This window comes from Rhizobium sp. BK376, assembly GCF_004341625.1.
Taxonomy (GTDB): domain Bacteria; phylum Pseudomonadota; class Alphaproteobacteria; order Rhizobiales; family Rhizobiaceae; genus Rhizobium.
On record NZ_SLZG01000006.1, the window covers coordinates 259714 to 277968 of the forward strand.

Below are 18255 nucleotides of genomic sequence, written 5' to 3' on the forward strand. Positions count from 1 at the left end.
TCACGGCAGCAATCTCACATTGTTCGAGACCAACCGGCGCGCAGTAATCTACCTTGGCGATGCGCGATAACCCTATCGAGATCAACTCTGGCGCGTACAGCACTCGACAAAACGAAGAGACCGAGAACCGCTGGGATCCGCCTCTGGATCGGCGCGCCCTTGCATCTTGCGCGACCGTTCTTGCGAGGGAACAGCGGGAGTTTTCAGCCCCCAACGACATCTTCCTCGACACATGCTGGCGATGGAAAATCCCCATCACAGCGAGGTTAAAAGCCCGGCGATCTGCTTCGGAAAATGGCGGGAGTTCCGGAAGGTGCCAGGCACGATCGCGGCCATGTCATCCCCTGGCAAACCACTAAGGACTAAGCATAAATAACGCTCCATCGCCTTGAAGTATACGTCCAAAGGAACGTCTCCAAATATCTAGATAGTTCGCAGTTGAAAACACGAGCAATATTCACACGCGGTTGTCTTGGCTGGCGGTGACATGCTGGATACCTACGCCGTAGAAGGAAACGCGGACGAAACGAAGTAGAAGGAGTGACATCAATGCCTATCCCACAAGTATCTGACACAATTCATCTCAACCACTCGGATGCGGGTGACGGAAACGCCGGTAACGGCGGCGATGGCTACAACCACGGGGATATTTCTTACAACCCGATTGCGTTTGTCGCCAACACACAAACAGTCGAAGGGGCATATACCGATCTGCACAACGGCGATCACGTTTGGCAGGCGGCAGGCTGGGGCTCTGGCGATGGCGGTGCTGGTGGCGCAAGTCAAGCGCAGAACAATGGCTTCTTCGCAGCCGTTACAAGCGGCGCCGGTGGAGCAGGGGGAGACTCTCACTCCGATGGTGATCAGGGAAGCTTGAGCGGCGGCGACACGGCTGCAGTGGCTGCGGCTACAACCGCGACACAGAACACGCAGTTGATGGCCGATCAGCACGCCACAATTCTCGCCGGCGTCGGCGGCAACGGCGGCAACGGCAACCTGGCCCAGGGCGGCGATATTTCGGCAGCAGTGGTTCACTCAGATCCCGAAACGACGACGGTGAACAACGCTCTCGATCATTTCGTAAACGCCTTCGGCGATATCGATCTCAGCCATCTTGGCTCCTGAATTCGGGCCATGAGGGTCGCTGGTTCCGGCCGACGACCCTCATGTTTTGATGAACTGGTCGGACGCCCCTCCTTGTCAGTATCAAATGCAGCGAGATCTGATAATGACAACGATTTCCATAAAGCCGCCGAATCCACAGACGCAGCTGGTTGTTGCGCTCCGAGCCTGTGCCGGGGCCTTCGGGCTGGTCTTCGTCTATAGCTGCGGGTACAATCTCTTTCTTCTCGCGCCATCCATCTACCTCCTGCAGATCTATGACCGGGTCCTGTCGAGCCGAAGTGCCGACACGCTGTTGATGCTGACGATGATCATCGCCGTCGCTGTGGTGGTCGGGTCGACGCTGGATATCGTGCGCAGGGCCGCTCTTTCGCGCATCGGCAGCTGGCTGGACCACAGGTTGCGGCCCATGGTGCTCACCGCATCGTTCGAATATGCGGCTCGCGCCGATACGGCGGTCGCCACGGACTGCTATAGGGACCTGGCCACGTTGCGTCAGTTTCTGGATTCGCCGGCGAGTTCGTTGCTTTTCGACGTCCCCTGGGCACTGGTATTCCTGTCCCTGCTCTTTCTCGTGCACCCCCTGCTTGGGACGATCGGTCTTGTCAGCGCACTCGCCCTTCTGTTCTTTGCAATCCTGACAGAACTGACGACGCGACGGCCGCTTGCCCACGCCAATATTGCCCTTTCGAAGAGCTATCTGCGATTTGCGACTGCGCTCAAAAACATCCATGTGATCCGTGCGATGGGCATGCAGGATGGCGCAGCACAGATCGTCTATCGCGATGCCGAAGTGGCAAGGCAGGCGCAGGACAGCGCGATGCATCGCACGGAGATCATTCTGGGCTTCTCCAAATCGATCCGCACGCTGACGCAGATCCTCATGATGGGGGCCGCTACATGGCTGGTACTAGCCTATAACAGCAGTCCTGGGATCATTTTCGTCGCGAGCCTACTGCTTGGGCGCGGGCTTGCACCTATCGAAGGCGCAATAGGTGCATGGCGCTCTTTTGCCTTTGCGCGCAACGCCTTCAATCGTCTGAACAGAATGCTGATCGCCGTTTCATCCGAGGACGATGCCCGGATGGTGCAGGTACCGGAGCCCAACGGTCTCGTTCTCGACAATGTCAGCTACACGCTGCCATCCGCTGGTCGCCAGATATTGAGGGGCGTCACCCTGCGGCTTGCCCCCGGTGAATGTGTGGCCGTCATCGGCCCGTCGGGATCTGGAAAATCGACATTGGGTCGCATCATAGCAGGCGTCGCGCAGGCAACGAGCGGATGCGCCCTTCTCGGTGGTGTGGATATCTCTGCTCTTCGCCTTTGCGGGGGGACCAGCCACGTCGGATACCTACCGCAAGACATCGAACTCTTCGGCGGAGCAATCAAGGATGTCATCGGCCGGCTGGACGGAGGAGATCCCAGCAAGGCCATCGACGCCGCAAAGCTCGTCGGATTGCACGAGGCGATCATGCGGCTGCCTCGGGGCTACGACACTGATATCGGAGAGGGTGGAAGCCTGCTCCTTCGCGCCCAGCGCCAACAGCTGGGGCTGGCACGGGCGGCCTATGGAAATCCGTCCCTCGTCGTTCTCGACGATCCGAATTCGAGCCTGGATTATGACGGCGAGCGCATGCTGTTCAACGCAATTGAGCGGATGAAATCCCGACGGATGACCGTCGTTGTCATAACGCACCGGATGGGCATCCTTCCGATCACCAACAAGATTGCCATCATGCGGAACGGAACGGTGGCCGCGTTCGGCGACAGCGAGCGGATCTATGACACCTATCTGCAACCACAATCGCAATCAGGAACGTAGGGAGAGATGCTGCCATGACCCTCGTTCAACTGGACGCAATACAGGCAAGAGTTTCAAATTCGCCGAAGACGGGCAAATGGTTCGGCCGACGGTCGAAGCCCGCAGTCAGGCAGTTGCGCCCGTATGCGCCGACGATCGTGCCTGAGCAGACCGGGCTTGCGCCGCCTTCGCCCATGCCGAGGCTTCGAGGTGTTGCCTGGACCGGCAACCTTATAATCTGCTTCTTCATAATCGGCCTCGGAACTTGGTCGGTTCTGGCGCCGCTGAAGAGCGCGGCGATCGCATCCGGCATCATCGAGCCGGAGTCCAGCCGCAAGACCATCCAGCATCTCGAGGGCGGAATCGTACGGCGGATACTCGTCAAGAACGGCGATACGGTCAAAGCCGGACAGGTCGTGATACAACTCGACGATACCAAGTCCCGCTCGGAGCGCGACAGCGTCCAAGGGCAGCTTTGGGATGCGGAAGGAAGCCGCGCTCGCTTGCTTGCCGAACAGACCGGCAGTGACTATGTCGCCTATCCGCCGGACCTCAGGACGGCAATGGACAGATTCCCTTCGGTCAGCGCGATCCTGACCGGGCAACAGAAAATCTTCGAGGCCCGTCGCCGGGTCATGCAGTCGGAAATAGCGATCACCAATGAAAAGATAGCGCAGGTGCGGCAGGAGATCGTCGGGCTTGGCGCGCAGAAAGCGTCTCTGGCGAATAGAGCCGCAATCTCGCAGGAAGAGCTGGATCAGGTTGTTGCCCTCAGCGCCAAGGGGTTGGAGCGAAAGAGCAGACTGCTCAATCTCCAACGGGAACGAGCGGACCTTGATGGCCAGCAAGGTGAAGTGGAGGCACAAATCTCCCGCGCCTCCCAGGTGATCAGCGAGTCGCAGGCCGATCTTGCAAAGCTGGAGAGCGACCGGTTGAGCGAAGTCGCCCAAGGCATGCGCGATACGGAAAGCCAGATCATGCAGCTGCGCGAGCGCTTGCGGGCGATCGACGATCAACTGTCGAGAACCGATATCCGCGCGCCCGCCGATGGCGTCATCATGAACTTGCGCATTCACACGGCTGGCGGCGTTATCGGCGCGGGCGAACCGCTGGTCGACCTTATGCCGGGCGCCGATCGGCTTATCGTGTCTGCGCATGTCAGGCCGGAAGATATCAATCTCGTCCATGCGGGCCTGGAGGCGCAGGTTCACCTGCTTCCCTACAATCAGCGGCGCGTGCCGCTCCTGAAGGGGCGGGTCGAATATGTTTCAGCGGACCGTCTTACCGATGCGCAGACCGGCCAGCCCTACTTTGCCGCGACAATCCGCGTAACGGACGAGCGATTGGCGAAAATGAGTGATGTCGAACTGATCCCAGGCATGCCTGCACAGACATTGATCGAAACGGGCAAGAGCAGCGTAGCGTTCTATGCTGTCAGGCCTCTCCTCGACAGTTTCAACAGGGCATTTCGTGAGGACTGACGCGGTGATGGGCATGGGCAAGAGAAAATTCGACGACGAACAGATCACGGACATTCTGAGGGAGCACCAGGCCGGGGTGACGGTCGCGGATGTCTGCCATAGGCACGGCATCAGCGAGCCGACCTTCTATCGGTGGCAATCCCTGCAGTTCGGAAATGTCGGTCTCGATGCCAAAAGGGTCAGAGCACTGGAGGAAGAGAACCAGAAGCTTAAGAAGCTGTTGGCCGAAGCCATGCTCTCCGCAGCGACGCTAAGCGAGATGCTTGCAAAGACCACGAGGGGACGGAACTAGCTCAGCGCCAGATCGAAAACGTGGTGGTGGATATGGCCATCGAACATTTCGAGCAGCCCCTTGGTCACGTCCCGACTTTCATACCGGACGGCTGAATCGAGCGCCGCAGCCAGCGCCTCCCGGCTTTCATACATGGTCGACAGCACGAAGGAATAGGCCGGCGCACCCTCGTCCCGTTCGATATTGTAAAGCACGCGGACTTCCCTCACACCCGGAAAGGCGAGCCACAGCGGCATCAGCTTTTCGGCGATATAGGCTTTGAATGCTTCTTCCTGGCCGGCATGGATCGTGCCTTCGAAAAAGGCCTGGCGGATGATCATCGGATATTTTCCCAGTCAGTTGACGGTGGTCGGCGGCTTTTCGCCGGCGAAATGAGCGGCGATGTTGGCAAGCACCAATTCGCCCATGGCGATGCGGGTTTCGACCGTGGCGCTGCCCTGATGCGGCATCAGCACGGTGTTCGGTGCGCTACGAAAGGCTTCGCGGATCGTCGGTTCATTGACGAAAACATCGAGCCCCGCGGCGGCGATCGTGCCGTCGTTCAGCGCGGCCAACAGTGCGTCTTCATCGACAACGCTGCCACGGGCGACGTTGATGAGGATACCGCCGCTCCCCAACGCCCTCAGCACGTTGGCATCGACAATGTTTTGGGTTGCTGCACTGGCCGCGATGCAGACAACGAGCACATCGCTGTCTTCGGCAAGCTCCAAGGGGGAAGAGCAGGATTTCCAATTGGTGTCGGTCACCGGAGATCGGTTCCAGTAGCGCACAGCCATGCCGAAGGCTTCGGCGCGTTTGCCGAAAGCCTTGCCGATCTGGCCGAGGCCGAGAATGCCGACACGCTTGCCCTTCGGGCTGTGGCCGAGCGGAAAACCGTCCGCTCCCCACTTGCCCTGCCGCACGAAGGCGTCGCCCTTGGCAACATGGCGCAGAACGCCAAGCATCAAAGCGATGCCGATATCGGCAACATCGTCGGTCAGCACACCTGGTGTGGTGGTGACGTCGATATTGCGGCTACGGGCGAATTTCAGGTCGATCTTGTCAGTACCGACGCCGTTGATGGCGATTACGCCCAGCGACGGCATCTTCTCGATCCATTCGTTGGAAAGGCCCGTGCCGCCGCCTGTCGCCACCGCACGGATGCCGGGCAGCGCCGCGTCAATCGCCGCCTTGTGAGCCGGCTCATAGAGACGATGGACGGTGTAGGCTTCGTCTAAGCGCTCCTCGATGATTTGCATCATCGGCTCAACGAGCAATATCCCTGGTTTCATGTCCGAAATTCCATATTTCAAAATTGTCCGCGGTCAGGAGATCTGACCGAGGAAGACTTTCAGCCGCTCGTTCTTCGGATTGCCGAAGAATTCGTCCGGTGCGCCGACTTCGAGAATCTCGCCGCGATCCATGAAGATCACCCGGTCGGCGACCTGCCGCGCAAATCCCATTTCGTGGGTCACACAGAGCATGGTCATTCCCTCCCTGGCGAGATCGATCATCGTGTCCAGAACTTCCTTGACCATTTCCGGATCGAGCGCCGAGGTCGGCTCGTCGAACAGCATGATCTTCGGGTTCATGCACAGGGCGCGGGCGATCGCCACACGCTGCTGCTGGCCGCCTGAAAGCTGGGCGGGGTATTTCGCGGCCTGTTCGGGAATGCGCACCCGCTCCAGGTAATTGCGGGCGGTCTTTTCCGCCTCGGCTTTCGAAATGCCGCGGACCTTCATCGGGGCCAGCGTGCAGTTTTCCAGAACCGTCATGTGCGGAAAGAGATTGAACTGCTGGAAGACCATGCCGGTCTCCTGCCGCACGATATCGACATTCTTGCCGCCCGCCGTCAGATCGTGGCCGTCGACCACGATCCTGCCCTTCTGGATGATTTCAAGCTGGTTGATGCAGCGGATCAGCGTCGACTTGCCGGAGCCGGACGGGCCGCAGATGACGATCCGCTCCCCCCGGTTGACGGAAAGTTCGATATCCTTCAGAGCATGGAAGCTGCCATACCATTTGTTGACGCCTCCCATGCTTACGGCCAGATCGGAAGCTCCCCGCACGTCCGCGGTCGCTGCGTTTGCGTTACCCTCAGTCATACGAGGAACTCCCTTTCAGTCTTTACTTCTTTGCATTGGCCACGAAATCAGGCAGCGGCGCGCCGAGCCATTTTTCGTGGATCTTGTTGAGCTCGCCATCAGCCTTGGCCTTGTCGATGAAGGCGTTGACGGCGGCCAGCAGCTCCGAAGAGCCCTTGCGGACGGCGATACCCTGGACCTGCTGGCTGAGCTGTAGCTTCTGGGAGAAGCGACCCGGTGCAGCCTTCTCGATCTGGGCGGCAACGACGTTAGAGACGCCGATTAGTTCAACCTGGCCGGACAGCAGAGCCTGGACGGCGCTGGCATCGTCATCGAAGCGCTGGATCTTGGCGTCCTTCGGCGCGATCTTGGTAACGCCGGTGTCCTGCGTCGAAGCGCGGGCGACGCCGATCGTCTTGCCCGAAAGGTCCTCCGGCTTCGAGACTGCACTGTCTTTGGCGCCGAAGACGCCGATCGAGATGCCGGCATAGGGCTGCGAGAAATCGACGCTCTTTGCGCGTTCCTCGGTGATGCCGAGCGAAGCGACGAGCAGGTCGACCTGGTTGCTCTGGAGATACGGAATGCGGTTCGGACCGGTGACAGGAACGATCTGCACCTTCACGCCCCATTCCTTGCCGAGCAGCTTGGCGACGTCGGCGTCATAGCCGTCAGGCTCGTTAGAAGCGTTCATGATGCCGAAGGGCGGGAAGTCGACCAGCATGCCGATCTTGACCGTGCCTGCGGACTTGATGCTGTCGACGGTTTGCGCCGAGGTCGTCGAAGCCATTGCGCCAACCAGGAGACCCGCGCCGATCGCGGCCATAACCATACGTCTCGAAATATTCATTTCCTACCCTTTCTGTTACGCCGGCTTCCTCCCGCCGGCTCGGGTCCCGTCAACGTGCCGTTGCGCGGGAAAATCTCAATTCCATGCGCCGTGCGAGCACGGAAAGCGGCCAGCACAGCACGAAATAAACAGCCGCCACCGTTCCGAAGACGAGAAACGGGCTGAAGGTTGCATTGTTGATGATCTGCCCCTGGCGGGTGAGCTCGGTGAAACCGATGATTGCCGCCAGCGACGTGCCCTTGATGAGCTGCACCAGGAAACCGACCGTGGGCGCCACCGCAATCCTGCTTGCCTGTGGCAGGATGATGTAGCGCATGCGATTGTAGTATCTGAGCCCGAGAGCCGTCGCCGCTTCCCTTTGGCCGGACGGAACGGCTTCAATGCAGCCGCGCCAGATTTCACCCAGAAACGCACTCGCATGCAGCGTAAGGGCAACCGCCGCGGCAAGCCAAGGATTGATGGCGAAACCGAGAATGTTCATGCCGAAGAAAACCAGAAAGAGCTGCATCAGAAGAGGCGTTCCCTGGAAGACGCGGATGAACCAGGTGGCGAGGAGACGCGGCCACCTGAGATCGGAAACCCGCAGCAATGCGATCAGCAGCCCACCTATACCACCGCCGACAAACGCGATCGCCGAAAGCGCGATCGTCCATCGTGCAGCAATCACGATGATCCAGAATTCATTGATGCCGAAAGGCCTGATGAGAGGCATGACCAGGCTCCTATCGGCTCAAGGGGTATTTGAAAGCGGCCTTTTCGATGACCGAGAAGATCGCCGAAAAACCGACCGACATGACAAGGTACATGATGGTGATGACGATATAGACCTCGAAGCTCGCAAAGGTCTGCGATTGCAGATTGTTGCCGGCCGCCGCAAGGTCGTCCGCAGAGATGGCGGATACGACGCTCGATGTCAGCATCAGGTAGATGAACTGGCTGGTCAGCGACGGATAAACCGTGCGGAGCGCCGGCTTCATGATGATGTAGCGGAAGATCTGCAGCTTCGAGAGCCCGAGCGCGGTGCCAGCCTCGACCTGCCCCTTCTGGATGGATTCGATGCCTGCGCGGATAATCTCGGTCCCATAAGCGCCGAAATTGATCACCAGCGCCAGCAGTGCGGCGCTGTTCGGCGTCAGGCGCAAACCCAACGACGGAAGGCCGAAGAAGATGAAAAAGATCTGCACGAGGAAGGGCGTGTTGCGGATGACTTCGATATAGGCGTCGATCAGCCAGCGAAGAGGCGCCACACCGGATGTTTTACCGGCGGCGCAGGCGATCGAGACGATCAGGCCGAGGATCATCGCTAAGACGGAAAGCTGAATCGTCAGCCAGGCGCCCAAGAGAAGCTGGTCGAAACCCGCAAACACGGGCTCGAAGTTCAATTTATACAACTTGGGACCTCCCCAATAGCAGTCGGCTGGACGCAGCTCCTTCGGCGCCTCACCGTTTAGATCGATCTAAAAGCTTTTCCATCGAGCGTCAACAGCTATTAACGCGCAGTTAAGAAACAGGTGCCGCAACAGGCCCGCAGGACTGGCGAATGTGAAGCTGCGGCTCCTTCACCACCCGCCGAGGCTGGCATGAGGGGTCCGTCAACCGGTCAAGCAGAAGCCGGGCAGCATTTTCGCCGATCGCGACAGGCGCTGTAAAAACTGACGTCAGCCGCGGACGCATGGCCTCCGCGTCGGTCACGTCGTCGAAACCGACCAGCGAGAAATTCTCTCCGACCCTCAGTCCCCGGTCGTAAAGCCCGGCGGCAAGGCCGAGTGCGATGACGTCGTTGAAGCAGACCACCGCCGTCGGCTGTTTTGCCCCATCGAAGAGAAGATGCGCAGCGGCAGCAATCTCGCGGATCTGGTTCGGCAGCCGGACGATCATGTCGGGGTTCAATCCGCACGATCGCATGGCATCGCGAAATCCCTCGACGCGCTCCCTATAGGCCGAATGAACGGGTCCGTGGACGGCAAAGGCGATTGCCCGGTGACCAAGCGAGGCGAGATGGTCGACGGCCTGGCGCATGCCGCCGGCATAATCGACGCCGGCATAGTCGATATCGTCGGAGATATGGCGGAGCACCTGAACCAATGGCAGGCTGTGTTCGGTGAGCTGATGCAGGAATCCCGGTCCGGTGCCGGCGGCCGCGCACAGGATAACGCCGTCGACGCCATGTTCGCGCATGCGGCGCATCAACCTGTCCTGCCGCTCCACGGAGTCGCCACTGTTTGCCACGATCACCACCATACCAGCGGAATCGACCACTGCCTCGATGCCCGACAGGAGTTCGGCGAAGAACGGGTTGGTAAGGTTCGGTACGATCACGCCGACCGTATGGCTGCGCTCGGCCCGAAGACGAGCTGCGCCCATATTATAGACATAGCCAAGTTCACGCATGGCCTCCTCGACACGCGTCCTGGTCTCCGCGCCGACAAGTGGGCTCTTGCGGATGACGAGGGAGGCGGTGGCGCGGGAAACACCGGCGTGTCGTGCCACATCAAGAAGCGTTACCCGGTTTTTCTTTCTATCTTCGGATGGCATCGATATCGCTTAGCAGAAATTCAAATGGGCCGAACAGCCCCTTCCCTACATTGGCCTCCGCGCGGCCGCGGTCAATCCTTCTGCGTATTGACCAACTCATCATCGCATTCAGGTCAGAGGCTACCTGCGCGATTGGGTCGCGCGTCATTCCGGAAAACCGGCCTTGCGATAGCCATCGATGAAATGCTCGAGCATTGCCGCGTCCCTGAACGGCTCGGTCATCGCCCAGTGGCCGATTGTAAAACGCGGATTGCCGACGAGGAACAATTCAGCCTCGACGCGCGCCTCGTCGAGACGGCCCAGCTGCGCAAGACTAGCCGCCAGGAACCGGCGTGAACTGGTCCGATAGGTCTCGTCCCTTCGCAATGTCTCCACAGCGGCTGCGTATTCGCCGGCCGCATATTGCGCCTGGCCGCGCACAAGATAATACCAGCCCGGCGGAAACGGGTTCAGCCGGAACGCCTTGGCGATATGCTCAAGCCCTTCCCCCACCCGCCCGGCCAGGACCGCGATGTCGGATAATGCCGCAAAGGTGTCAGCCTCGTTCGGGTCCAGCTCGATCGCCTTGGCGAATTCCGCATCCGCCTCGGCAAAACTGCGCTCATAGGAAAGCAGGTAAGCGAGAATCCAGCGGCAGCCGGCATCGTTGGGATCAAGCGCGACAGCCCTGCGCGCCAGATCTAAAGCGATACCACGGGCAGGCTCCGTTGGTCCGCCGGAATGCACCCATCCCATCCAGTGGTTCATGGCCAGCCAGCGATAGGCCTCGGCATAATCAGGGTCGAGCGCAATCGCGCGCGTGAGCATCAAATGCGCCTCCTGCGCCGTCTGCGGTGAATCGTCCATCAGCTTGCGCGCCCGCACGCAGAGATCATAAGCCTCAAGACTCTTGGGGCGATTGCGCGGTGGCGGTGCGCGCAGCCGGCCGAGCAGCGCCTCCACAATCTTGCCGGTGACCTCGTCCTGAACGGCAAAGATATCGTCCAGGCTGCGATCGAAGCGTTCCGCCCAGAGATGATCGCCATTTACAGCATCGACCAACTGCGCGTTGATGCGCACGCGTCCCGCGATGCGTCTTGCGCTACCCTCCAGCAGATAGCGCACGCCAAGCTCCTCGGCGATCGCGCGCGCATTCATCGCCTTTCCCTTGTAGGCAAAGGCGGAGTTGCGCGCGATGACGAAGAGGCCTCTTGTCCTAGACAGGTCGGTGATCAGGTCTTCGGTCAGGCCATCCGCAAAGGATTCCTGCGCGGGATCATCACCAATATTGACGAAAGGCAACACGGCGATCGATGGCTTGTCCGGCAAGGGCAAAGATTTCGGCATCGCGCCGCTAAGCTGTTCGATAACCCCGATAAAGCGATAACCGACACGCGGAACCGTGACGATCCAGTCATCGCCATCGGCGGTAACACCAAGAAGTTTGCGCAGCTGCGAAATCTGGACGGTGAGATTGCCTTCCTCAACCGCCATGCCAGGCCACGCGGCATCCATCAGCTCGGCTTTGCCAAGAATTTCGCCGGGCCGCTCGACGAGCGCTGCAAGCAGCTGCAGTCCGCGGTGACTGACGGCAACGGTATCACCGTTCCGCAGGAGCGTTCCCGCACCCGGATCAAGCACGAACGGACCAAAAGCAAAGCGCAATCCCCGCATGCGGCATATCCTAGGGCCATTCGGGCCGGGGTCTAGACCTGCCTGACGATGGCGCCGATCGCGTTGACAAGAAGACGCGCCGCGGTCAGCGCCGACAGAGCCTCGATGTCGGCGGGAGGATAGAGCTCGACAAGGTCGAATCCTGCGATCCAGGCCCGCCTGCCGAGGCCCGCGATCAGATCGATCACCTGGGTGTAGGTAAGGCCGCCGGGGGTACGCGCGGCCACGCCCGGCATAATGGCCGGATCGAGCCCGTCGCAGTCGAGCGTGACAACGACCCGAGCTCCTTCCGGAATATGCCGGAGAGCGGCTTCGACGCCATCGGCATGAACCTCGCGCGCGGTCACGAAAAGGCTGCCATAGTGCCTTGCCGCCTCGATCTCGGTAACGCGTGCGCTGCCAACGCCGCGGATGCCGACCTGCACCATGCCGGCAACATGCGCCATCTCGCTCGCCCGGCGCATCGGGTTCGAATAGCCGTAGCGTTCGCCATGCAGCTCGTCGCGCCAGTCGATATGGGCGTCGATCTGCAGGATCCAGACCGGCCCGTGATCGGCAAAGCCGGCAAAAAAGGGAATTGGCACGGAATCATCGCCTCCGAGCAGGATCGGCACGGCAGACAGTGCCAGGATCTCGCGGGTCTTCGCCTCAATCCGTGCCCGGTTTCCGACATTGTCGTGCATCGATGTCTCGACGTTACCGACATCGATGCACGAGATCGGCTTGCCATCGAATAGCGGGCCGCCGAGATCGAAATCCCAGTGTTCGACGAGCGCGGCATCGTCTTGGCTCGCAGCCCTGATGGCGTCGGCAGCAAGGACATAGCCGCTGCTGTCCTTGCCGGGATATGTGCTGCCGTGACCGGCTCCAAAGATCACCGCACGGGGCACGCGTCCATCGGCGAGGCGATCGGGAAAACCGAGAAAGCGAGGTGAAGCGGTCATGTCCTGATGGTCCTGATGGTCCTGATGGTCCTGATGGTCCTGATGGTCCTGATGATCCTGATGATGTTCCGGCTGAAGGCTAAGCCTGCAAGGTCGCAAGATTAGACGGTTCGGAAGTTTTTGGAATTATTTGGGGAAGCTTAATTACAACATCCGTCCGATCCCGCAGAAGTCATCCTCTTTCAGGTTGAGCCCCAAAATCTCGAACCATATGGAGGATTGCCATGAACGATACTCCCCCAGCGAGGCCGGCGGAAGTGTCCGACCGGCACGACAGCCCCGTAACCCTGAGAAACATCAACGCTACCGACAACACGACATTACCGCGAGAGGATCGGATTCCGTGGGCCGCGATGGCGGGTATCATCGCAACGGTCACGGTATTTGCCGTGGCTCAGGGACTGACCTATCCACTGCTCAGCTTCATCCTGGAACGGGAGGGGACGACGTCGAGCCTGATCGGCCTGTCGGCGGCCATGACACCGCTGGGTTTCATCGCATCCGCGCCCTTCATCCCGGCGCTGGCGCGACGTATGGGCGGAGCACGGCTTGCGATCCTGTGTTCGATCCTGGCTGCGATCATCCTGATTGCAATTGCCTGGATGCCGCTGCGCTTCCTGCTAGGCTTCTTTGCCAATCCGCTTTACGTGATCAGTGAAACCTGGCTGATCACGATCACCCCCGCCTCGCGCCGGGGTCGCATCATGGGCCTCTATTCATCGATCGTTTCGGGCGGCTTCGCCATCGGCCCGCTGTCGCTTGGCCTGGTCGGCACGCAGGGTTGGCCGCCCTTCATGATCGGCATCGCGGCCTTCCTCCTCTGCGGCGTGATCGTCCTTGCGGTGGTGCCGCACCTGCCTAACATGCCGCATGAAGAAGGCAGGTCAACATCGGTCGGCGGCTTCCTCACACTGGCGCCCCTCCTGTTGTTTGCGGTTTTCACGGCTGCCGCCTTCGAACAGATCCTGCTTTCCCTATTCGCGGTCTATGGCGCCGCACTCGGCAGCGCGGAGGAGCGTGTTGCTTCGATTATCACCTGCTTCATCGCAGGCAATGCCGTGCTGCAGATTTTGCTCGGGCGCCTAGCCGAACAATTTGACTCGAGGCGGACCTTGTTATTCTGTGTCCTGGCCTGCATAGCCGGCTGTCTGCTGGTGTCGCCGGCCTTCAACTCATGGCTCATCTGGCCGCTCGTTTTCGTCTGGGGCGGGGTCTCGTTCGGGATATACACCATGTCCTTGATCCAGCTCGGCGAGCGTTTCACCGGTCCAGCCTTGATCACCGGTAACGCGGCGTTCGCGTCAGCATGGGGTATCGGCGGCATTTTGGGCTCGCCGGCGACAGGACTGGCAATGCAAGCGGCGGGACATCAGGGGCTGCCGCTGTCCCTCGGTCTGCTGTCCGGCCTATTGGCTGTCTTTCTTATGGTGGAGAGACGGAGGGATTGATGGAGGCCTTTCCCTCGCGACCTTACTCCGCACTCGCGGTGTCGACGACAAGGCCCGAAGCCCGCAGTCCCTTGAAGAATCTCTCCTGATCCTCCGGCCGCTGCAGGCGAATGGAAACTTCCCGACGAATATTCCTCATCAGTTCGGGAGCGTTGGCATTCAGCCAGATCTCTTCCTGCTTCGCATCGGCCATCTTCCCCGCTGTACCAAGGATCGACAGCAGCACGAGATGGTGCATGGGGTTGTATTGCAGATCGGACATGCGGGACCACAGTTCGGCAGCCTGAAGATCGTCCCTCATAAGGGCACACAGGGCCATGCCCACCTCATAATATCCCTTCGGGCCGGCGTTCTTGTTCACGGTATTGGAGATCAATTCGCAGCCCGATTGCCATTTTCCGGACATTGCCAGTCGGAGGCCGTATTCTCCGGCGACTTCGGTATCGTTCGGGTTGGCAGCATAAGCTGCAGCGCCCGCCTGCAAGGCCTTTGCGATGTCGTCCTTGAAAAAGCTGACCAACATGACGGACTGGAGAGCACGTGCGTCGTTTGGCGCCAGCGTGACTGCCCGATCCGCGGCACTGGCGGCAAGGTCAAGCGGTTTTGCCGCAGAGACGGTGCCTAACTTGTAGCGAAATCTCATTTCGTCCAGATAGGTCAGGGAGAGGAGCGCCCATGACGTGGCGCTCTCGGGAAATCGCTCGGTCACTCTTTTCAGGCAACCGAGTGCCGTATTGTGGCTCTGGCTATTCATCGACCGGCGATAGCTGTAATAGGCCAGTGTGCAGGCGTAGACGTCACTGCCGCCGGTCTGAGACTGTCGCGCGATCGTATCTGCGTCGGTCTGAAACATGGCGCCATATGGCTGGGCGACAGCGCCTGCGATCTGCGCGGCGACATCTGCCTGGATATCGAGTTTATTGCGGACACGAAGATCGGCATCGTAGTTGTTTGCCCAGATCACTACGCCGTCGGACTGGCGCACGAGCCGGGCAACAGAGCGTATCCTGTCGCCATCAAACTGAACGTTGCCTTGCAAGGCATAACCGACGGGGTTTTGCTGGTTGGATTTCGACGGATCGGCGATAACGAGAATGTCGGCGAACTTCGTGAGTTGACCGATGACTTCGCTCCTCAAGCCATGTGCGAAGTCCGACGCTGCATCTGCAGAGCCGCCATCTTCGAAAGATTCAATTACAACTCGCGGCTGAGACGTTTCTCCTGCCGACATTTCCGGAAGAGGAGCCTGCGAAACGGGAAGTGGCTGCGCGTGAAAAGCGTAGAAAGATGCAGCACCGATCGCCAGTACAGTTCCGAGTGCCAGGAAAGCGCGCAGTTGCATCTGGCCAGGCCGTGGTGTCGGCTTTGGCTGATCGGGGCTGACGGGCTGAATATTCTCCGGCACCTCAGGCTCCGGCGCGGGCAGTACCAGCGTTTGCGGGCACCGAGAGTATTCGAAATGCGGCACATACCTGCCCTTTGGTATCGTGATGGTTACCTCGTCGTCCTGTCCTGAGATGAGGTAATATCGTTCCAGCGCTCTTCGAATGCGGCCCGCCTCGATCCTGACGACAGGATCATTCTGGGCATCGAATGAAACCTCCCGGCCGAAGACCTGGTTTGCGATCGTGAACGCCTTCAGGAATTCGGACCGCCCTGCCAAGGTCTCGTCGACGATAAATTGCAGAAACCTTCGCCCGCGATCGGGAGAAAGAAATTCCTCGCTTGCGAGGATCCGTTCCAGTTGGCGACAGACTTCTTCTGCCGTAGGTCCTGGACTGCCGACAGCGTCGATTTTTGCGGTGTCCATGATCGCCCTCACCCAACATCGCGCTATGACATGAGTAATTACTAATTTATCATATCCATAGCTACGAGTGGCTGCAACAGCGTATTCATTACATCTCGAAATAGCTAAATAAACTGGCCATCACATTTGGTGACTGAGGATCGCGATCGGTTCAATGGAGCGTTGGTCGACGGCCCTCGTCTCCGGCCGGGGTTGGGCGCTTCCGCTATGTCACGGGCCGCTCAGGGGATGGCGACGTTTGCTGCGCAACATCCTTCAACGTGGCCTGCGCTACGCTCGATGTCCCTGACGGCCAAGCCCAGGCGCGCAGCAGCTCATAAAAGACGCTGAGAATAACCGGCCCCAGGAACAGACCCAGCAGACCATAGGAAAGGGTGCCGCCGATCACGCCAATCACGATGATCGCCATCGGTGTCGTGAGGCCCCTGGCCATCAGGATCGGCTTCAATATGTTGTCCACGATCAGGATGGGAATCGAAATGACGGTAAAGACGAGTGCCGTCGTAGCCGGCCAGGAGTACCAACCCCAAATGATCAGGGGAACCAGCACCAATGCAGGCCCGATTTGCATCAGACAGAGCACGAGTACCACAAAGGTCAATGCACCACGGGCCGGGACGTCAAAGAAGGCAAAGCATAAGGCGCACAGCAGCGTCTGAAGGAAGGCAACGCCGATGACGCCCCGCGAGACATTTCGTACCGTCGTTCCGGCCAAACGCGCAAAGCCAACGCCCTTGTCGCCGGCAATCCGCCTTGCCAGCACGTGGATCGTTTCGGCCAGCCGGTCCGACATGGTGAGAAAGACGCCGGAAAGAATGATCGAGGCGACAAAGCCCAATACGCCGCCGGCGATCGAGGCAAGCTTTCCGATAACGACGCCCAGGGCACGGCGGAGCGGCTCCTCGAACCTGATGATGGCGGCAGCGAGATCGCTTGCGATCTGATTCCATGACGCATAAATCCGCTCGCCGACGATAGGCCATCCGCGAATGGCTTCCGGCGCTGCCGCCAACGTCAAATTCTCGTTCCTCAATTTTTCGATAAGCACCTCCGCCGCGTCGATGAAGTTGACGGCAACAAGTGCCAATGGCGTGATGATCAGCACAAGGCAAGCCACCACGATGGTGGTCGCGGCAATGATGGGCCGACCTCCGAGCAATCGCGACAACCCCTGGAACAGTGGAAAGAGCGCAACGGCAAGGATCGCCGACCAGACGATGATCAGCGCGAAAGGCGCTATCAGACGCAGGGTCCAATAGGTGAAAAGCGCGATGATACCCAATCTGACAAGGTCGCTTACCCTTGCCTCTATGGAAATCTGCCCCGTGTCGGTTTTCTGCGGTGTCGTATCGCTGGTTTGCTCCATCGCCCCATCCCGTCCTCCCTATCCCCGTCCGAAATCGCGCTTCACGGCGTGGTGTCGGGCACGACGTGCCTAACGGTGTGATCCTCCATGAAGCCCGACGGGCGCTTCTGGCGTTTTCCGAGATCGGGAGCATCAAACTTCACGCGCTCGTAGGGGATGGATTGCAGAATGTGCGAGATGCAGTTGATCCGGGCACGCTTCTTGTCATCCGATGGCACGATCCACCATGGCGCATGGTTGCTGTCGGTCATTCGCAGCATTTCGTCATAGGCGCGCGTATAGTCCCACCAGCGTTGATATGACTCCACGTCCATGGGGCTGAGTTTCCACTGTCTCACGGGATCGTCGATCCGGCGCTTGAACCGGCGTTCCTGCTCTTCCTCGCTGACCGTCAGGAAGTATTTCAGCAGAATGACGCCGCTTTCGACGATTGCGGCCTCGAAGCGCGGCGCCAGTTCAAGAAAGCGCTGAGCCTTCTTGTCGCTGCAGAAGCCCATGACGCGATCGACGCCTGCGCGATTGTACCAGCTGCGGTCGAAGATCACGATTTCCCCGGCAGCCGGCAGATAGGCGATGTAACGCTGCATGTAGATCTGGGACTTCTCGCGTTCGGTGGGCGCGGGCAACGCGATCACGCGAAAGACGCGTGGGCTCACCTTCTCCGTTATGCGCTTGATCATTCCGCCCTTGCCGGCGGCATCACGCCCCTCGAAGACGATGACCACTCTCGCGCCGGATTTTTTTACCCATGCCTGGAGATGAGCCAGTTCCACCTGCAGGCGCGCGATTTCCTTGTCGTAGTCCCATGACTTCTTCTTTTTTTTCTCCTTGCCGTTTGTTTTTGCCTCTTCGTCCAGACGTTTCGCCTCATATATCTCGTCCATGGTTCTCCC

General features: G+C 59.6%; 16 protein-coding genes and 1 pseudogene. 5 read left to right on the forward strand and 12 right to left on the reverse strand.

Features of this window, described 5'->3' with window-relative positions:
* Window positions 1-549: 549 nt before the first annotated feature.
* The 4 genes and pseudogenes from EV561_RS17575 to EV561_RS17590 form a co-directional block, all read left to right on the forward strand.
* Window positions 550-1125 (forward strand): PE-PGRS family protein, encoded by a 576-nt coding sequence (locus tag EV561_RS17575; protein ID WP_132523585.1) that lies wholly within the window; start codon window positions 550-552, stop codon window positions 1123-1125.
* Between the two features lie 103 nt (window positions 1126-1228).
* Window positions 1229-2944: a type I secretion system permease/ATPase gene (locus EV561_RS17580; RefSeq protein WP_132523586.1), complete on the forward strand. Its 1716-nt coding sequence runs from the start codon at window positions 1229-1231 to the stop codon at window positions 2942-2944.
* A gap of 14 nt (window positions 2945-2958) precedes the next feature.
* The gene (locus tag EV561_RS17585; protein WP_132523587.1) at window positions 2959-4404 is read left to right on the forward strand and encodes an HlyD family type I secretion periplasmic adaptor subunit; all 1446 of its coding nucleotides are present in this window, start codon (window positions 2959-2961) and stop codon (window positions 4402-4404) included.
* 13 nt (window positions 4405-4417) lie between these two features.
* Window positions 4418-4675 (forward strand): annotated as a pseudogene (locus EV561_RS17590) (transposase); the annotation flags it as partial.
* A 17-nt stretch (window positions 4676-4692) separates the two neighbouring features.
* Here EV561_RS17590 and EV561_RS17595 read toward each other — a convergent pair.
* From EV561_RS17595 to EV561_RS17635, 9 genes are all read right to left on the reverse strand, one after another.
* Complete coding sequence (locus EV561_RS17595) at window positions 4693-5016, reverse strand: antibiotic biosynthesis monooxygenase (protein ID WP_132523589.1); 324 nt, start codon at window positions 5014-5016, stop codon at window positions 4693-4695.
* Window positions 5017-5031: 15 nt separating this feature from the next.
* Window positions 5032-5967 (reverse strand): 2-hydroxyacid dehydrogenase, encoded by a 936-nt coding sequence (locus EV561_RS17600; protein WP_132523590.1) that lies wholly within the window; start codon window positions 5965-5967, stop codon window positions 5032-5034.
* A 33-nt stretch (window positions 5968-6000) separates the two neighbouring features.
* Window positions 6001-6780, reverse strand: a complete 780-nt coding sequence (locus EV561_RS17605) for an amino acid ABC transporter ATP-binding protein (RefSeq protein ID WP_132523591.1) — start codon at window positions 6778-6780, stop codon at window positions 6001-6003.
* A 22-nt stretch (window positions 6781-6802) separates the two neighbouring features.
* Window positions 6803-7606: a transporter substrate-binding domain-containing protein gene (locus EV561_RS17610; RefSeq protein WP_132523592.1), complete on the reverse strand. Its 804-nt coding sequence runs from the start codon at window positions 7604-7606 to the stop codon at window positions 6803-6805.
* Window positions 7607-7655: 49 nt separating this feature from the next.
* The gene (locus EV561_RS17615; RefSeq protein ID WP_132523593.1) at window positions 7656-8318 is read right to left on the reverse strand and encodes an amino acid ABC transporter permease; all 663 of its coding nucleotides are present in this window, start codon (window positions 8316-8318) and stop codon (window positions 7656-7658) included.
* A gap of 10 nt (window positions 8319-8328) precedes the next feature.
* Window positions 8329-8997: an amino acid ABC transporter permease gene (locus EV561_RS17620; RefSeq protein ID WP_132523594.1), complete on the reverse strand. Its 669-nt coding sequence runs from the start codon at window positions 8995-8997 to the stop codon at window positions 8329-8331.
* Window positions 8998-9106: 109 nt separating this feature from the next.
* Window positions 9107-10141 carry a LacI family DNA-binding transcriptional regulator gene (locus EV561_RS17625; protein WP_132523595.1) on the reverse strand — a complete coding sequence of 345 codons (1035 nt, stop codon included), beginning with the start codon at window positions 10139-10141 and terminating at the stop codon, window positions 9107-9109.
* Between the two features lie 144 nt (window positions 10142-10285).
* On the reverse strand, window positions 10286-11794 hold the full coding sequence (locus tag EV561_RS17630; RefSeq protein WP_132523596.1) for a winged helix-turn-helix domain-containing tetratricopeptide repeat protein: 1509 nt from the start codon (window positions 11792-11794) through the stop codon (window positions 10286-10288).
* A gap of 32 nt (window positions 11795-11826) precedes the next feature.
* Window positions 11827-12738 carry an agmatinase gene (locus tag EV561_RS17635; RefSeq protein ID WP_132523597.1) on the reverse strand — a complete coding sequence of 304 codons (912 nt, stop codon included), beginning with the start codon at window positions 12736-12738 and terminating at the stop codon, window positions 11827-11829.
* A 224-nt stretch (window positions 12739-12962) separates the two neighbouring features.
* Between EV561_RS17635 and EV561_RS17640 the strand changes: the two genes are divergently transcribed.
* Entirely contained in the window at window positions 12963-14186 is a 1224-nt protein-coding gene (locus EV561_RS17640) for an MFS transporter (protein WP_132523598.1), read from the forward strand.
* Between the two features lie 22 nt (window positions 14187-14208).
* On the opposite strand, the gene EV561_RS17645 is transcribed toward EV561_RS17640, so the two are convergent.
* From EV561_RS17645 to ppk2, 3 genes are all read right to left on the reverse strand, one after another.
* On the reverse strand, window positions 14209-15996 hold the full coding sequence (locus EV561_RS17645; protein ID WP_132523599.1) for a hypothetical protein: 1788 nt from the start codon (window positions 15994-15996) through the stop codon (window positions 14209-14211).
* 205 nt (window positions 15997-16201) lie between these two features.
* Window positions 16202-17362 (reverse strand): AI-2E family transporter, encoded by a 1161-nt coding sequence (locus EV561_RS17650; RefSeq protein ID WP_132523600.1) that lies wholly within the window; start codon window positions 17360-17362, stop codon window positions 16202-16204.
* 41 nt (window positions 17363-17403) lie between these two features.
* Window positions 17404-18246: a polyphosphate kinase 2 gene (gene ppk2, locus EV561_RS17655; protein ID WP_132523601.1), complete on the reverse strand. Its 843-nt coding sequence runs from the start codon at window positions 18244-18246 to the stop codon at window positions 17404-17406.
* Between the last annotated feature and the right edge of the window lie 9 nt (window positions 18247-18255).

Excerpts from the sequence above, each read along its gene's own strand:
- EV561_RS17575 (WP_132523585.1), top strand. The coding sequence starts at position 550 with ATGCCTATCCCACAAGTATCTGACACAATTCATCTCAACCACTCGGAT.
- EV561_RS17615 (WP_132523593.1), bottom strand. The coding sequence starts at position 8,318 with ATGCCTCTCATCAGGCCTTTCGGCATCAATGAATTCTGGATCATCGTG.
- EV561_RS17580 (WP_132523586.1), top strand. The coding sequence starts at position 1,229 with ATGACAACGATTTCCATAAAGCCGCCGAATCCACAGACGCAGCTGGTT.
- EV561_RS17605 (WP_132523591.1), bottom strand. The coding sequence starts at position 6,780 with ATGACTGAGGGTAACGCAAACGCAGCGACCGCGGACGTGCGGGGAGCT.
- EV561_RS17585 (WP_132523587.1), top strand. The coding sequence starts at position 2,959 with ATGACCCTCGTTCAACTGGACGCAATACAGGCAAGAGTTTCAAATTCG.
- EV561_RS17595 (WP_132523589.1), bottom strand. The coding sequence starts at position 5,016 with ATGATCATCCGCCAGGCCTTTTTCGAAGGCACGATCCATGCCGGCCAG.
- EV561_RS17635 (WP_132523597.1), bottom strand. The coding sequence starts at position 12,738 with ATGACCGCTTCACCTCGCTTTCTCGGTTTTCCCGATCGCCTCGCCGAT.
- EV561_RS17600 (WP_132523590.1), bottom strand. The coding sequence starts at position 5,967 with ATGAAACCAGGGATATTGCTCGTTGAGCCGATGATGCAAATCATCGAG.
- EV561_RS17625 (WP_132523595.1), bottom strand. The coding sequence starts at position 10,141 with ATGCCATCCGAAGATAGAAAGAAAAACCGGGTAACGCTTCTTGATGTG.
- ppk2 (WP_132523601.1), bottom strand. The coding sequence starts at position 18,246 with ATGGACGAGATATATGAGGCGAAACGTCTGGACGAAGAGGCAAAAACA.
- EV561_RS17645 (WP_132523599.1), bottom strand. The coding sequence starts at position 15,996 with ATGGACACCGCAAAAATCGACGCTGTCGGCAGTCCAGGACCTACGGCA.
- EV561_RS17640 (WP_132523598.1), top strand. The coding sequence starts at position 12,963 with ATGAACGATACTCCCCCAGCGAGGCCGGCGGAAGTGTCCGACCGGCAC.
- EV561_RS17630 (WP_132523596.1), bottom strand. The coding sequence starts at position 11,794 with ATGCGGGGATTGCGCTTTGCTTTTGGTCCGTTCGTGCTTGATCCGGGT.
- EV561_RS17650 (WP_132523600.1), bottom strand. The coding sequence starts at position 17,362 with ATGGAGCAAACCAGCGATACGACACCGCAGAAAACCGACACGGGGCAG.
- EV561_RS17610 (WP_132523592.1), bottom strand. The coding sequence starts at position 7,606 with ATGAATATTTCGAGACGTATGGTTATGGCCGCGATCGGCGCGGGTCTC.